The organism is Acinetobacter sp. 226-1 (assembly GCF_030329325.1).
Lineage (GTDB): Bacteria > Pseudomonadota > Gammaproteobacteria > Pseudomonadales > Moraxellaceae > Acinetobacter > Acinetobacter sichuanensis.
Window position 1 is genome coordinate 1 of the sequence record NZ_JACANU010000022.1, and the last position, 14,022, is coordinate 14,022.

The following is a 14,022-nucleotide window of genomic DNA, read 5'->3' on the forward strand; positions in this document are numbered from 1 at the left end:
AATAATCGAGCATGAGTCTCATACGGATGCTCGGGTCGAAAGGGAATCCCCAGGCGAGTAACCTGTTTGCGGTGATCTGAACCGTACCGGGTTTGTCGGAGACTTTTTTATTTAAGTTAGGCCACCTGACCTAACGGATTAATTTTATCATAGTACATTGCTTCAAAATCAAAAGGTGGCACATAGCTTCGATCAAAAAACGATTGACGCATGTAGACAAAGTAGTGAGGAACGTTTAGAACGGCTGATTTCAGGTGAATCTACCTTTGAAGAAGAAGACGCGGTACTAATGATGCAATGGCGCGCCTTAAATAATCGACCTAAAAACCAGGACTAAAATCATTATCCTGATCGTGATTCCTTACTTTTTCAGAAGTTACAGCTTTTTCCCTCATTTTCAAAGGCACACGTTCAATGACTTGTCGCTGTATAAATGCTAATTCTTCATCAATAGGGGCGATCTGAATAACTGAACCCTCTAAGTTTTGGCCGAGATCCCTTAAATATCCCAACTTCTCAAGTCGATCGAACGATTCAGTATTCAAAAGATCAATATAACGCTGTAAATCATGCTGAATCAATGTTATAGGTTCAGTCGTTTGAGGATCTTTCAATAAAGTTTGCAGCATATTCTGCTGTAAAAACAATAATTTTTCTCGCGCATACCACTGTTGTCGAGTACGTGGCGTTTCAGCTTGCTTGCTTAGTTCTTCAATCTCTTTTCGATTTTTTAATTCAGCCTCATAAAACGAACGATACTGCTCATAACGATTTTCAGCGCGAATACGTTGAATTTCTTCAATCATATGCTGTTGTTTGGCCCACAACTCAGGTTCATTCTCACACGCAAAACGTACCGCCTTATTCATCACGGGGACATCCTGCAGCTGGGTTCCATACTTCTTGTTGTAATCTCGGTGTGATAAACAACTCACCCTACTCGGCACTTCTATCTGAATACCTCGAATCTCAACCTGTTTCATTGGCGCATACCGCATAAGACTGTCATTAATCAGTTCTTCAGTTTTCTGTCGGTACAACTGCAGCTGTGCTTTGCCCATCCCCAATACATCAGCCGTGAGCTTCTGCGCACCACCTTTCTGCGGATCCTTGGGGTTATAACGCTTAAAAAACTGTTCGGCTGAACGATCAATCCCATCCATATGCCGTTCACTGTACATCAGATGCAAATGCGGTTGCTCAATCCCGGCAATTAAACCCGCATGATTATGGATGGCGCAGCTAAATGGAAAACGATAGCGGTCGGCAAACTCGGTAATAAACGCTTCAGCCAACTCAATCCGTTGCGCTTGGTTTAATTCTTTGGGTAAAGCCACGACCAGACTGGAACAGGTTCGGCCATTACTCCGTTCATATACATCTGCAGCCTGCCAAAATTCAGCCGGTTTTCCCTCGGCAAAACTGGGTAAATTCCCGGATTTCACAAACTCAATGTGCTCAGAAACCGATTCCTTATAACTTTTAAAGTGTGACGTTCGGGTGATGTAATGAAAGCGATTCTTGGCTGTGGCGCCATCTTTGATTTTTCCTGATCGTGTCTTTATCGCTTTTTTTGCGGTGTGTTCAAGGTTGCAATAGAACATATATCACCTTCATTTTTAGCCGGGGCCTCGCAGAGCCTGCGGAGCACGAGGAGGAGTGTTTCTAATTCGATATAATTGCGTAGTAATTATATCGAATTAGAAACACGGAAACGAGCTTAAGAATTAAAAAAAATGTTCCCACATTTTTTTTAATTCTTCCCGTGCCGGCCTATGCTAAACTGAAAACACAAAAACCTCACCCATTTTATGCTGGAGAATGCGATGGCGGCCCGTGGAAGACCTGCGAAAATACTCACTTCAAATGACCTCATGACATTACAGCAGTTCCTTAAAAATCTCCCTTTCCTCAAGAAAAACCAGCAGCAGGCTTTGACCTTGCTTCAACAAGCAAATGGCATCTTCAATGACAAACAGCTCAATCTACTGAAAGCTGCAGACCGTGATAAAAACCAGTTTTTAAAAAGACAGGCCCTCATTGAACAGATCAAGCTAAAGGATAAAAACCAGCAGCCCCTTCTGGCCAACGAAACAGAAATTCTGGCATTACTGACACAGGAAATGGATCAGGATAATTTCTTCCGCCTGGATCGTGCCCTGGAGTCTTACCAGAAAATTGAAAAAGCAGCCTTGGAAAACCGGATCCGGCTGGAGAATGAACACAAGCGCGAAATTTTGCAAAAAAGTCATAAAGAACTGACAGACGCCCAAAAGAAACGTAATGCAGAAAATCAGCTCAAATATGCTTTAGGTGGAGCAGTACTAGCCGCCTGGAACAAACTTAATTTATCAACCGAAAATATAGATCCAGAAAAAGTTAAAAATACCATCGTCAATAACCAAAATTTTTTCAGAATGGTCAGTAACACCACGCTTTATCAATATATTCATCCAAGAACTGAAAACTACTTTCGAAGCAGAGAATTGTTTATCAAAGTTATTGAAGGATTATGTGAATATGATGACCACGGTACAGAACTTTATATCTTTGAAGCAGATAGTCACTTAAAACCGCAATAAAATGCGATTACAGCCACTTTTAAACCAATTTTTGAGTTAGCTACGTCTAAATCAATAAAGTGGCTGTAATCGCAAAACAAGAGCATTTAGCTTATTTTGCAAAAATACAAATCAAGATCCATTTCAAAACTCACAATATACCTAGAAGGTATATACCGAGCGAGTGTCTACGAGCGGCATAACTAAAATTCGCGCTTCGACTCTTTGAAAAACTGTTTTTTAGTATGTGAAATCTAAAAGAGCGTAAATCAAATGCCAAAATTTGATTCTAGAACGAGCGAAAGCGAGTAAAAAAAGCACTATAAGCGAAGCGAATTCCGAATTGTTTGTGCTTTTTTTAAAGTCATAACGAGATTTACTAAAAATTGCCCCAAGAATCGAGCGATAGCGAGATTCAATAGAGTTTGAGCGTAGCGAAAACATAGGGCAATTTTTCATTCTTTCCTTTTTAATATATTTTAAATCTTTTAAATCTTTTAGGCTATCTGAAAGGCTTTAACAGAAAGGCTTTCAGCTCCTAACTATGAGGGATTGACTACTAACTATGAGGGATTGACTACTAACTATGAGGGATTGACTACTTAACTATGAGGGATTGACTACCAAATATGAGAGAATTATATTACTCATAGTTAGTTTATCGAATTAAAAATGATGAGTACATCTAAAAAAGAATTAGTAGTTAAATCAAATCAAGTAATTGAGGCTTCATATCAACTCAGCTCAACAGAACAACGGATTGTCTTAGCAGCTATTAGTAAGATTAGTCGGGCTGAAGATATTACAGATGATGAAATTTATCGCGTAACTATTGATGATTTAAAAAAACTTGGGGTTCATGAAAAAACAGCTTATAGAGATCTAAAAGATGGTGTAAACCGCTTATATGACAGATCAATTAATTTAGCTATTGATGATGAGTCAATCAAAATGAGATGGATTCAATCCATACGCTTTTTAGAAAGTAAAAGCGTTGTAGGAATTCGGTTTTCTAAAGAAATTTTGCCGTTCATTTCTAATCTAAGCCGTGAATTCACTAAGTATTCGCTATCTGATATTGCTGGTATGAGTAGCGCATATGCTATTCGTATTTATGAGCTACTAAGCCAATATCGTTCCATAGGAAAACGAGAGATTTCCATCGAATCTCTAAGAAGTATGTTGGAGTTAGGGAAAAGATATCCATTGTCTGCTGATTTAAAGAGATGGGTTATTGATACTGCTGTAGTTCAAATCAATGAACATAGCCCTTTAAATGTATCTTACGAGCAAATAAAGACAGGTCGAAAAGTCACACACATTCACTTCACGTTTAAAGAAAAATCAAAAAGTATTGAGCATAAATCCGAACAGAATAATTTTTATAAATTGACAGATTCACAAATTAATATGTTCGGTAATCAGCTTTCACGCTTACATGAAGTATCTCACCTAGCACAACAAGGTGAAAGTTATGACGACTTAGCTATTAAAATTAAAGATATGCTGCGAGATCCAATAAAACAAAAACAACTTATTCCTCATCTTAAAAATTTAGGCTTTAAGGCATAAAGGTCGATTGTGTATGTAGCAGTTGACTGTTTGTTAATGTATTTTAGTTCACATAATGGACAACCAAAATTACAAGATGAAATCACTATCTGTTATTGAGCTTTCAAATCTCTATGGAATAACTCGTCAAGCCATTTATAAGCAAGTTAATAAAGGTAATTTAAGTAAAAATAGTGACGGTAAAATTGATCTTTCCGAAGCTATTCGAGTCTTTGGTGAACCTTCTAGAAATGTAAACAGTTCACAGACAACCGAAACACGAAAGTTGTCAGAAGTTCACCTATTAGAACAGCAGGTTTACATGCTTCAAAAACAGCTTGAACAGGCTCATGAGCGTGAGCAGTTCCAACGTGAGGAACTAAAAGCTAAGAATGATCAGTTACACGTTAAAGATGAGCAAATTGAAGCAATACAACGCCTACTAGAAGCTCCAAAAGCTTATACAACTAGTTCTATCGACCCAAAATTAGATATAGCAACAGATACTAGGTCAAAAAGTGAGTCGAACTATGATGTATTGACTACTCAACCAAGAGAAACTCCTGTAGAAGTAGAGATCCAAACTCAGCCGAAAGATGACGGATTGACTACTCCGGAGCAGGTGGAAAATAAGCGGATTCCAGTACCGGAGCACATTGACCAGGAACCGGAGAAAAGGGGCTTTTGGAGCCGTTTTTTTAGACCCTATGATTAACTACGATTGTTTAACTGATATGAACAAAGTCGTGAAACATTGATCAAATAATAAGCGTGGAACGTGAAAAATCATAAAAAAAGCCCATCTAGGTATAGAAGGGCTAAAAATGGAAACCTACTGCACTGATTTCTAAAGAGAATTATAACACATTTCGTATAACGTGTATTATGTTAATTTTAGGAAATCTTTAAAAAATTAAATTTAGGAATTAATAACATGTATGAGAATTACACACGTCAAGCTTTGCCATCAAAAAAATATAGAGAACTTATAGGAACGGCTATTTGCGTATTTAATTCAAATAATAGCTTTGTGATCGAAAACATCTTAAGAGTAGATCAGACTGGTCAATATGAATGGCATAAACTTATAGACAAAGTATCAGGTCGGCTTAATGATGATATTGAACAGACGATCACTGCCAATTCTGACGATACTATTGCAAAACTTTTTAGTACTATTGTTGATAGAAGAAATCGAATAGTACATAGCTTTCAAATTACAGCTCCAGCAGGTACTACTGATGATCCAGATAATCAAATGCTAGCAACTAAGCATAAAGATGGAACACAAGAGATACTTACTGAAGAATATTTAATGGAATTCATAAAGATGAATGAAGAACTTGCAACTAAATTGCATCAATTTAGAGGCTTCTAGTTGCTCTATTTAACATAATGGCTGTTATGCGAAACGAGATCTACCAGCTCTCGTTTTTTGTTATGGAAACTGCTAAAATTCAAATACGCCATTGACGTATAAAGAGTCCATGTTATTTATTGAAACCAGCATCTTTACCAAGCAAATTAAAGACCTTGTATCTGATGAGGAATATCGTCAACTTCAGCAAGATCTTTTGGTACAGCCTGATAGAGGTGACCTAATCAAGAATGGCGGTGGTATTCGCAAAGTACGTTGTGCTCAAGGTAACAAAGGGAAAAGTGGTGGGATACGGGTGATTTATTATTGGGTCACCGAGGATGATCAGATCTTTTTCTTAGTGGCTTATCCAAAATCAGTAAAAGATAATTTAACAGATAAGGAAACCGCCATTCTGCACCAACTCGTGAAGGAGCAATTTCATGGATAACAACTTATTTGATGACTTGGTTGCTTCAATCAAAGAAGCTGGAGCTATCAAACGTAAAGAAGTTAAAGCAAGCCGAGTTACAGAACTCGAATTGCCTGATATTAAAGAAGTACGTGAAAAAACTGGCTTGAGCCAAAATGAATTTGCTGCACGTCTACATATTAGCCCCCGTACCCTGCAAAATTGGGAACAGGGACGACGCTATCCAACTGGACCAGCAGCTACATTGATTCGAATTTTAGATGCTCACCCAAGCCTTATTTGAAAAAATTACTTAAAAAATGGGAGCTTAAGGCTCCCATTTTTATTTCGTATAAGGTGTATTATGTTAATTTTAGAAAATCTTCACTACTATTATTTTAAAATAAGCCTTATATCCAAGCATAAAACAAGGTTGTCTAGACTTCTTTTAACAGTAAAGTTATCATAAAACTGAATTTTATTTTTTAGGTAAGTTTATGCATTCTATCCGCATTCGTTAAGACACAACTATTTGCATAGTGACACTATTTTATAATGGTGGGCTTTTGTTGTGTCTTTAAGAATATATGCGGATATATAAAGTAAAAGTATGCTTAATTTATAAGTATGCTTTTAGTGCATAGTTTCCAGTTATAACTTAATTGACTAGCTATTTGTCCACCCTGTGGATGAATAGCTTTTTTTTTGGGAGGACACTGTGATGCTAGCTTTTGTTTTCACCTAAATCCTGTTTGCTGCATAAAAAATTTCAAGAGCTAAACAGGAGTAAATAAAAATGAGTTTAATTATTAAAGCGAGAAACATACGCTTGGATTATGCTGGGCGTGATGTTTTGGATATTGATGAATTGGAAATTCACTCTTATGACCGTATTGGTCTTGTGGGTGATAACGGAGCAGGAAAGAGTAGTTTACTCAAAGTACTTAATGGCGAAATTGTTTTAGCCGAAGCGACATTACAGCGTTTTGGTGATTTTGCACATATCAGCCAACTGGGCGGAATCGAAATAGAAACGGTCGAAGACCGGGCAATGTTATCTCGCCTTGGTGTTTCCAATGTACAAAACGACACAATGAGTGGCGGAGAGGAAACTCGTGCAAAAATTGCTGCCGCATTTTCCCAACAAGTACATGGCATTCTAGCGGATGAACCAACCAGCCACCTTGATCTCAATGGAATAGATCTACTTATTGGTCAACTTAAAGCATTTGATGGAGCATTACTTGTTATCAGTCATGACCGATATTTTCTTGATATGGTTGTAGACAAGATATGGGAGTTAAAAGACGGTAAAATTACGGAATATTGGGGTGGTTACTCGGATTACTTGCGTCAAAAAGAAGAAGAGCGACAACACCAAGCCGTAGAATATGAGCTGATGATGAAGGAACGGGAGCGATTAGAATCTGCTGTGCAAGAAAAACGCCAGCAAGCTAATCGATTAGACAATAAGAAAAAAGGAGAAAAATCCAAAAACTCTACCGAAAGTGCTGGACGACTTGGGCATGCAAAAATGACTGGCACCAAGCAAAGAAAACTGTATCAGGCAGCTAAGAGTATGGAAAAGCGTTTGGCTGCATTAGAAGATATTCAAGCACCAGAGCATTTGCGTTCTATTCGTTTTCGTCAAAGTTCAGCCCTAGAACTGCACAATAAGTTCCCGATTACGGCAGATGGTCTGAGCTTAAAATTTGGTAGCCGTACTATCTTTGATGACGCTAACTTTATAATACCGCTTGGCGCTAAAGTCGCTATAACTGGATCGAATGGAACAGGGAAAACGTCCTTGTTAAAAATGATATCAGAACGTGCTGATGGATTAACCATATCTCCAAAAGCTGAAATTGGCTACTTTACACAAACAGGATATAAATTTAACACGCATAAATCTGTGCTCTCCTTTATGCAGGAAGAGTGCGAGTACACAGTTGCGGAAATTCGTGCAGTATTGGCTTCAATGGGGATCGGAGCGAATGATATTCAAAAAAACTTATCCGACTTATCGGGAGGTGAAATCATCAAACTGCTTTTATCCAAAATGCTTTTAGGAAAATATAATATTTTGCTTATGGATGAACCAGGAAACTATCTTGACCTAAAAAGTATTGCCGCATTAGAAACAATGATGAAGTCCTATGCAGGAACTATTATCTTCGTATCTCATGACAAGCAATTGGTCGATAATATTGCTGACATTATCTACGAGATCAAAGACCACAAAATCATCAAGACTTTTGAGAGAGATTGTTAATGATAGCCAATCTAATCCGAACATTAATTATTGAACTCTTTAAAGGAAATTAAAAATGACAATTCAAGATATTCAATCACTTGCTGAAGCACACGGCTTGTTGCTTACGGACAAAATGAATTTCAATGAAATGGGCATTGATTTTAAGGTCGTTTTTGCTCTTGATACAAAGGGGCAACAATGGTTGCTGCGTATTCCTCGTCGTGATGGCATGAGGGAACAAATCAAGAAAGAAAAACGCATTTTAGAATTGGTAAAAAAACATCTTTCTGTAGAGGTTCCTGATTGGAGAATTTCATCTACAGAATTAGTGGCTTATCCCATACTTAAAGATAATCCTGTTTTAAATTTGGATGCTGAAACCTATGAAATAATTTGGAATATGGACAAAGATAGCCCGAAATACATAACATCTTTGGCAAAAACCTTATTTGAAATCCATAGTATTCCTGAAAAAGAAGTTCGGGAAAATGATTTGAAAATTATGAAACCTTCAGATTTAAGACCTGAAATAGCAAACAATTTGCAGTTAGTAAAATCTGAAATTGGTATAAGTGAGCAATTGGAAACCCGCTACAGAAAATGGTTGGATAATGATGTTCTATGGGCAGATTTCACCCAATTTATACATGGCGATTTATATGCTGGGCATGTACTAGCTTCAAAGGATGGAGCTGTTTCAGGCGTTATTGATTGGTCAACAGCCCATATAGATGACCCAGCGATTGATTTTGCTGGGCATGTAACTTTGTTTGGAGAAGAAAGCCTCAAAACTCTAATCATCGAGTATGAAAAACTAGGGGGTAAAGTTTGGAATAAACTATATGAACAGACTTTAGAAAGAGCAGCGGCCTCTCCTTTGATGTATGGTTTATTTGCCTTAGAAACTCAAAATGAAAGCCTTATCGTTGGAGCAAAAGCTCAGTTGGGAGTTATATAATTTAAAAATATGATTGCTGAGAACTGCCTTGTTTTGAAACTTGGTTGGCTTTAATTAGTTTTTAGTATTCTTTATAGAAAATGCCTCGATCAAGGGGCATTTCTAACAATCATTTAACATAAAATTTCTTATGTGAAGTAACCTGAATGCAGCGGTGCCCCATTGGGGGCGCGTTGAGATAAGCCTCTTTTAGATAACTTTAGCAACTCGATAGACAGTTGCAACTCCACAATTCACTGCTTTGGCAATTTCTTCCTTAGTCATATTGCCAACTACTAGCAATTCTTTTATTCGTTTATGTTTAGCCTCATTTGCCTTCTTGCCTGTTGGTTTGTAACCCGAACGTGCCAGGCCCTGCTTAATACGTTCTATACGTTTCTCATTGTCTAGGCGGGCCATTGTTGCCAGAAGATCAATCAACATATTGTTGATGAGTTCCAAGATTGAATGAGTAATGCTGTCACTGGTTTGAATCATTTGGTAGGTAGTAGGAAGATCTGCTACGACTAAACGAAGTCCCTTCTCCTGGATCCTGCGCTTCAGCTCTTGAAAATCTCGTTGGGTTAGGCGTGATAAGCGGTCAATACTTTCAACTAACAATGTGTCACCTTGATTTGCTTCTGACAGTAGCTTATTCAATTCAGGTCGGTCTAACTTCGTACCACTATAGTTTTCCACGTACACAATGGTTTCACCCAAATTCAAGTTTTGGTTTAGATCCTGAAGAATCTGCAAAGCCCTTTCTGCATCTTGATCTTTAGTTGAAGCTCGTAGATAAATACGTGTATTCATTTCTATCATTTAATCTTAATTCTATTAGATTAATGATAATACTATCATTTAATTATTGCATTAAGTCTAATGATAGATATTGTATGCGATTTGGCTCGCTATCATTCAGGTATAGTCTTTTGATAAAAAAAGCATGACTAAAAGCCATGCCTTGGGAATTCGTATAACGTGTATTATGTTAATTTTAGAGAATCTTAAAAAATACTTTTATGAAAAATAAAATTGAAGATTTAAAATCAACAATTCAAGAACTAATAGAATTGTTTGAAGAACAGAATTTAGAACATTGGGCAGAAATGTATAAAAGAATACTGTTCTATATTGATGATGATCTAGAATACGCAAAATATAAAATACAAAGTACCATTGGAGGAATGGGATCAATGGATGATATCGTTTTATATCGCAATGGTGATCCACTTATCAAAGAAAACAATCGTTTGGATTACTTAAGAAGTAAATTATATGTTTTTTGCGAAAGCTAAATTATTCTTAATATCGCTAATTTAACATAATGGCGATTATACGAATCTAAAAATGGGAGTCTTTAGCTCCCATTTTTATTGTTAAACATTGAATCCTATATGTTTTCCTGTTGGAAGCTCTACATCAATACGGAGCTTCCCGCCCATTGCCTCAACATACTTTTTCATGGTTGAAATCTTAAGATCATTGCCACGATTTTCTATTGCTGAAAGCGATGGCTGTTTTATTCCCAAAGTTTCAGCAAGTTCCTTTTGAGAGATTTCAAGTTCTTCACGAATAAGATGAAGCTGATTTTCTAGCAGTAATTCATCTGCCATTTTTTGAATACGGGCTTGGCTCTCTGGAGAGCGGCTAGCTAACAATTCTTGCAGAGTCTTAGCCATTAGATTTATCTCCTAGGGTGGTGAGATGAAGTTGGTATTGTTCATCTGCAATATCCAGCATGTCTTTATAAAAACGCTTTTTACTGCCTTTATCAGCAATACATAGAACAATAGCCTGTCGTAAAGGATCAAATGCGAAGAAAGCTCTCAGTGGTTTACCTCGATGTTGAACACGAAGCTCTTTCATGTTGGTAAATTTAGAGTCATAGACAGTATCTACTAAAGGGCGGCCTAAACTTGGTCCTTGCTGCTGTAGAACAACTAGGGCAGCCAGAACCTTCTCTTGTGTTGATTCGTCTTGCTGTTCAAGCCATTCATTAAATAGATCTGTCGTAATGACTATCCACATACCACAACCAAAATATAGATTATAGTCTATATTTTAGGAGCATTATGCTTGTTTTGCAAATGAGAAATGATAGGCAATAAAAAACCCCAGCATCCTGCCGGGGTTTTTCATATTGGGGTCGTTTGCGGGAAGGGGCGGAATCCTACGCTAAGGCTTTGGCCAGCGATATTCTCCGGTGAGATTGATGTGTTCCCAGGGGATAGGAGAAGTCGCTTGATATCTAGTATGACGTCTGTCGCACCTGCTTGATCGCGGCCGCGATAGCTAGATCGCGTTGCTCCTCTTCTCCATCCGCGTTCCAAGCTGCGGAAAGGCACCCATAAGCGTACGCCTGGTCGAGCAGGCGACGCGGATCGACGTCCAGCGCACGAGAGAATGCGTCCGCCATCTGTGCAATGCGTCTAGGATCGAGACAAAGGTCGTCTCTGTCAGCCGGATCGTAGAACATATTGGCGGCGCCAAAGCCCACTTCACCGACCAGACCGACGGGATCTATCACCAGCCAGCCGCGACTGGAGAACATGATGTTTTCATGATGCAGATCGCCATGTAGCCCACGCAGTTCCGAGGCATTGCTCATCATTTGATCGGCTATAATCGCCGCGTGGACGTAGTCAGTTTGACAACCTGCGTTTTGATCATCGCGCGCCCGCTGAAACAAAGCTGCAAAGCGATCCCGGATCGGGAGAAGGGCAGAAGGCAGGGGTTCCTCAGATGCGGCATACAGCTTCGCCATTAGTTCCGCTGCAATTTCGGTCGCCTGGTAGTCGCCGTGCTCGGCAACGATGTGAGAGAGCATTCGCTCCCCGGCATATTCGAGCAACATCAGATTGTTCTCACGACCGAGCAACCGGACTGCTCCCCTCCCATTGCGCCATACCAGATAGTCGGCCCCGCGCAGTTCATCAGCAATGTCTTCTATAGGTTTCAATCCCTTGACGATTGCAGGAGTCCCGTCTGGCAATGAAACTTTCCAAACGAGGCTGGAAAAGGTGTCCGCAATGAGAACAGGTTGCGAAACGTGCCAATGAGCAGGAAAAACAGGCGGCATGAACATCAACCCCAAGTCAGAGGGTCCAATCGCAGATAGAAGGCAAGGCGTTCGCGGTCGGGGGCTTCGATCCCCAATACATTGAATAGGACAGCGAAGGCGCGCTCTGCTTCATCTGGCGCTGCCCAGTTCTCTTCGGCGTTAGCAATCATGAGTGCCAAATCGGCATAGCGATCTGCTGTTCCGAGCCGCCCAAGGTCGATCAGACCCGTGCATTGAAGAGTTTTGGGGTCCACCATGAAGTTCGGCATGCAGGGATCACCATGGCAAACAACCATATCGGTGCGCTCTTGGTCGAGCCGCACCGGTAGCTCTCGTTCGACACGAGCCAAAAGATCGAGCTGCGGCGTACTCTTGTCCTCGTCCGGTAAGAAGTCGGGATTGACGGCATTGCGGGACACCACATCAACGGCGCGTCCGAACATTCGCGACAGCCTGCGCTCAAACGGACATTGATCAACCGATAGGCTGTGAACAGCGCCAAGTTGCTGCCCCATTGACGGCCACGCTTTGAGCAAATCCGCTCCAGACAGATCAGCCGCCGGTACTCCCGGAATTGCCGTTATCACCAAGCATGCACCCTCCTGTTCCTCCTGCCAGTTGATGACCTCGGGGCAAGCCACACCTCGACCTTTGAGCCAAATGAGGCGGTCACGCTCTCCAGCGAGCTCACCGCGGCGGGAAGCAGGTGCGATTTTCGCGAAGGCATGCCCGTCACCACGTCGAAAAACAAAATCACCAGATTCTCCGCCTCTGACAGGCAACCAGTCAGAATGCGATTCACCAAAAAAAATATTAGTTCGATTCAATGGAGGTTCCTTCAGTTTTCTGAGGCTTTGTTGCACAAAGATTTGAAATGCAAAGCGCCCCTAATTGATCCAAATTTAAGGCGTAACTTGGGTAAGTGGGCGACCTAATTCCGTAAATCTGTTAAGGACTGCTACACGTGCATGGATCTCATTCACCTGACTAGGAAAGCTTCTTGCCATTAATTTATCGCCTAATAATTTGATGCAATGCATCTTGGTTTCCACCAAACTGCGGCGATGATAGCCTGACCATTTTTTCCATAATGTCCTGCCTAAATGTTTAACTGTTCGAAGTAATTCATTTCGCTCTAGCGAGCTACTCTTTGTATCTTTCCATGGTTTCGCATTTTTTCTAGGTGGAATCACCGCATGCGCTTGCCGATCTGCAATGACCTGACGGCATTGCTTGGTGTCATAAGCTCCATCGGTATAAACAGAGTCAATCTGCTCATCTTGTGGAATCTGATTAAGTAAATCACCAAGCACCTGTGAATCACTGACATTATTGGTTGTGAGCTGAATAGCGCGTATTTGTAGGGTTTTGGCATCTATACCAATATGTAGTTTACGCCATTGGCGACGATATTCAGCTCCATGTTTCTTGCGTTTCCATTCGCCCTCACCTAGAAACTTCATGCCTGTAGAGTCTACGAGTAGATGCAGTCCATTGCAACTCTTTTCATAGCTAATTTGAATATCAATATGCTTTTGTCTTCTGCGAATGGTTGAATAATCCAGAGCTGTCCAATCTAATCCGCAAAGTTTAATCAAGCTTTGGACAAAGCCAGTCACCATGCATACAGAAAGACGAAATAAGGATTTAATCATTAAGCAGCATTGGATAGCTGCGTCGGAGTAGGTTTGATTTCGCCCTTGTTTGCCTTTTGATGGAGCATACCATTGCGTAGCAGGATCAAACCAAATGGCAATATTTCCGCGACTCATGAGTGCTCGGTTATATGCGGGCCAATTGGTTGTGCGGTAGATTTTGTGTGTAGGCTTCTTCATTTGAAAATTATATCGCTGAAAAAGCCTTTACAGATAGGTTTGTGCAACAAA

Annotated in this window: 17 protein-coding genes; 10 read left to right on the forward strand and 7 right to left on the reverse strand. The window is 40.0% G+C overall.

Annotation, left to right across the window (positions count from 1 at the left end; translation table 11 throughout):
- The first annotated feature begins 157 nt into the window (after nt 1-157).
- Nucleotides 158-337, forward strand: coding sequence for a hypothetical protein (locus HX124_RS17060; RefSeq protein WP_086374389.1), 180 nt, complete (start codon nt 158-160; stop codon nt 335-337).
- On the opposite strand, the gene HX124_RS17065 is transcribed toward HX124_RS17060, so the two are convergent.
- The gene (locus HX124_RS17065) at nt 321-1,604 is read right to left on the reverse strand and encodes a MobA/MobL family protein (protein ID WP_068911102.1); all 1,284 of its coding nucleotides are present in this window, start codon (nt 1,602-1,604) and stop codon (nt 321-323) included. The genes HX124_RS17060 and HX124_RS17065 overlap by 17 nt on opposite strands.
- 222 nt (nt 1,605-1,826) lie before the next feature.
- Between HX124_RS17065 and HX124_RS17070 the strand changes: the two genes are divergently transcribed.
- The 8 genes from HX124_RS17070 (at nt 1,827) to HX124_RS17105 (ending at nt 9,093) form a co-directional block, all read left to right on the forward strand.
- Nucleotides 1,827-2,582: a hypothetical protein gene (locus HX124_RS17070; protein WP_005175443.1), complete on the forward strand. Its 756-nt coding sequence runs from the start codon at nt 1,827-1,829 to the stop codon at nt 2,580-2,582.
- A 651-nt stretch (nt 2,583-3,233) separates the two neighbouring features.
- Complete coding sequence (gene repM / locus HX124_RS17075; RefSeq protein WP_004763517.1) at nt 3,234-4,133, forward strand: replication initiation protein RepM; 900 nt, start codon at nt 3,234-3,236, stop codon at nt 4,131-4,133.
- 76 nt (nt 4,134-4,209) lie between these two features.
- A complete protein-coding gene (locus tag HX124_RS17080) occupies nt 4,210-4,827 on the forward strand; it encodes a plasmid replication DNA-binding protein (RefSeq protein WP_026040226.1) in 618 nt (205 codons plus the stop codon).
- Nucleotides 4,828-5,046: 219 nt separating this feature from the next.
- Entirely contained in the window at nt 5,047-5,490 is a 444-nt protein-coding gene (locus tag HX124_RS17085; RefSeq protein WP_286384317.1) for a selenium binding protein, read from the forward strand.
- 109 nt (nt 5,491-5,599) lie between these two features.
- On the forward strand, nt 5,600-5,920 hold the full coding sequence (locus tag HX124_RS17090; RefSeq protein ID WP_000897307.1) for a type II toxin-antitoxin system RelE/ParE family toxin: 321 nt from the start codon (nt 5,600-5,602) through the stop codon (nt 5,918-5,920).
- On the forward strand, nt 5,913-6,185 hold the full coding sequence (nadS, locus tag HX124_RS17095; RefSeq protein WP_000369781.1) for a NadS family protein: 273 nt from the start codon (nt 5,913-5,915) through the stop codon (nt 6,183-6,185). The genes HX124_RS17090 and nadS overlap by 8 nt, the downstream gene beginning before the upstream one ends.
- Nucleotides 6,186-6,677: 492 nt before the next feature.
- Nucleotides 6,678-8,153 carry an ABC-F type ribosomal protection protein Msr(E) gene (msr(E), locus tag HX124_RS17100; protein ID WP_000052512.1) on the forward strand — a complete coding sequence of 492 codons (1,476 nt, stop codon included), beginning with the start codon at nt 6,678-6,680 and terminating at the stop codon, nt 8,151-8,153.
- 55 nt (nt 8,154-8,208) lie between these two features.
- Nucleotides 8,209-9,093, forward strand: coding sequence for an Mph(E) family macrolide 2'-phosphotransferase (locus HX124_RS17105; RefSeq protein ID WP_000155092.1), 885 nt, complete (start codon nt 8,209-8,211; stop codon nt 9,091-9,093).
- Nucleotides 9,094-9,282: 189 nt separating this feature from the next.
- Here the strand turns inward: HX124_RS17105 and HX124_RS17110 are convergent, their stop codons facing one another.
- Nucleotides 9,283-9,894 (reverse strand): recombinase family protein, encoded by a 612-nt coding sequence (locus HX124_RS17110; RefSeq protein ID WP_015060246.1) that lies wholly within the window; start codon nt 9,892-9,894, stop codon nt 9,283-9,285.
- A gap of 200 nt (nt 9,895-10,094) precedes the next feature.
- On the opposite strand from HX124_RS17110, the gene HX124_RS17115 reads away from it, so the two are divergent.
- Nucleotides 10,095-10,370, forward strand: coding sequence for a DUF6966 domain-containing protein (locus tag HX124_RS17115; protein WP_004967304.1), 276 nt, complete (start codon nt 10,095-10,097; stop codon nt 10,368-10,370).
- A gap of 81 nt (nt 10,371-10,451) precedes the next feature.
- Here HX124_RS17115 and HX124_RS17120 read toward each other — a convergent pair whose 3' ends face one another.
- The 5 genes from HX124_RS17120 to HX124_RS17140 form a co-directional block, all read right to left on the reverse strand.
- Nucleotides 10,452-10,754 carry a helix-turn-helix domain-containing protein gene (locus HX124_RS17120; protein ID WP_001140620.1) on the reverse strand — a complete coding sequence of 101 codons (303 nt, stop codon included), beginning with the start codon at nt 10,752-10,754 and terminating at the stop codon, nt 10,452-10,454.
- On the reverse strand, nt 10,747-11,103 hold the full coding sequence (locus HX124_RS17125; protein WP_004967307.1) for a type II toxin-antitoxin system RelE/ParE family toxin: 357 nt from the start codon (nt 11,101-11,103) through the stop codon (nt 10,747-10,749). Before HX124_RS17125 ends, HX124_RS17120 begins: the two co-directional genes overlap by 8 nt.
- 220 nt (nt 11,104-11,323) lie before the next feature.
- Nucleotides 11,324-12,160: an aminoglycoside O-phosphotransferase APH(6)-Id gene (locus tag HX124_RS17130; RefSeq protein WP_000480968.1), complete on the reverse strand. Its 837-nt coding sequence runs from the start codon at nt 12,158-12,160 to the stop codon at nt 11,324-11,326.
- Entirely contained in the window at nt 12,160-12,963 is an 804-nt protein-coding gene (gene aph(3'')-Ib / locus HX124_RS17135) for an aminoglycoside O-phosphotransferase APH(3'')-Ib (RefSeq protein WP_001082319.1), read from the reverse strand. The genes HX124_RS17130 and aph(3'')-Ib overlap by 1 nt, the downstream gene beginning before the upstream one ends.
- A 75-nt stretch (nt 12,964-13,038) precedes the next feature.
- Complete coding sequence (locus HX124_RS17140; RefSeq protein ID WP_086374392.1) at nt 13,039-13,971, reverse strand: IS5 family transposase; 933 nt, start codon at nt 13,969-13,971, stop codon at nt 13,039-13,041.
- Between the last annotated feature and the right edge of the window lie 51 nt (nt 13,972-14,022).

What these genes read in the sequence shown, in the direction of transcription:
- HX124_RS17065 (WP_068911102.1), bottom strand. Translation starts at nt 1,604, where the DNA reads ATGTTCTATTGCAACCTTGAACACACCGCAAAAAAAGCGATAAAGACA.
- HX124_RS17070 (WP_005175443.1), top strand. Translation starts at nt 1,827, where the DNA reads ATGGCGGCCCGTGGAAGACCTGCGAAAATACTCACTTCAAATGACCTC.
- repM (WP_004763517.1), top strand. Translation starts at nt 3,234, where the DNA reads ATGATGAGTACATCTAAAAAAGAATTAGTAGTTAAATCAAATCAAGTA.
- HX124_RS17080 (WP_026040226.1), top strand. Translation starts at nt 4,210, where the DNA reads ATGAAATCACTATCTGTTATTGAGCTTTCAAATCTCTATGGAATAACT.
- HX124_RS17085 (WP_286384317.1), top strand. Translation starts at nt 5,047, where the DNA reads ATGTATGAGAATTACACACGTCAAGCTTTGCCATCAAAAAAATATAGA.
- HX124_RS17090 (WP_000897307.1), top strand. Translation starts at nt 5,600, where the DNA reads ATGTTATTTATTGAAACCAGCATCTTTACCAAGCAAATTAAAGACCTT.
- nadS (WP_000369781.1), top strand. Translation starts at nt 5,913, where the DNA reads ATGGATAACAACTTATTTGATGACTTGGTTGCTTCAATCAAAGAAGCT.
- HX124_RS17105 (WP_000155092.1), top strand. Translation starts at nt 8,209, where the DNA reads ATGACAATTCAAGATATTCAATCACTTGCTGAAGCACACGGCTTGTTG.
- HX124_RS17110 (WP_015060246.1), bottom strand. Translation starts at nt 9,894, where the DNA reads ATGATAGAAATGAATACACGTATTTATCTACGAGCTTCAACTAAAGAT.
- HX124_RS17115 (WP_004967304.1), top strand. Translation starts at nt 10,095, where the DNA reads ATGAAAAATAAAATTGAAGATTTAAAATCAACAATTCAAGAACTAATA.
- HX124_RS17120 (WP_001140620.1), bottom strand. Translation starts at nt 10,754, where the DNA reads ATGGCTAAGACTCTGCAAGAATTGTTAGCTAGCCGCTCTCCAGAGAGC.
- HX124_RS17125 (WP_004967307.1), bottom strand. Translation starts at nt 11,103, where the DNA reads ATGTGGATAGTCATTACGACAGATCTATTTAATGAATGGCTTGAACAG.
- HX124_RS17130 (WP_000480968.1), bottom strand. Translation starts at nt 12,160, where the DNA reads ATGTTCATGCCGCCTGTTTTTCCTGCTCATTGGCACGTTTCGCAACCT.
- HX124_RS17140 (WP_086374392.1), bottom strand. Translation starts at nt 13,971, where the DNA reads ATGAAGAAGCCTACACACAAAATCTACCGCACAACCAATTGGCCCGCA.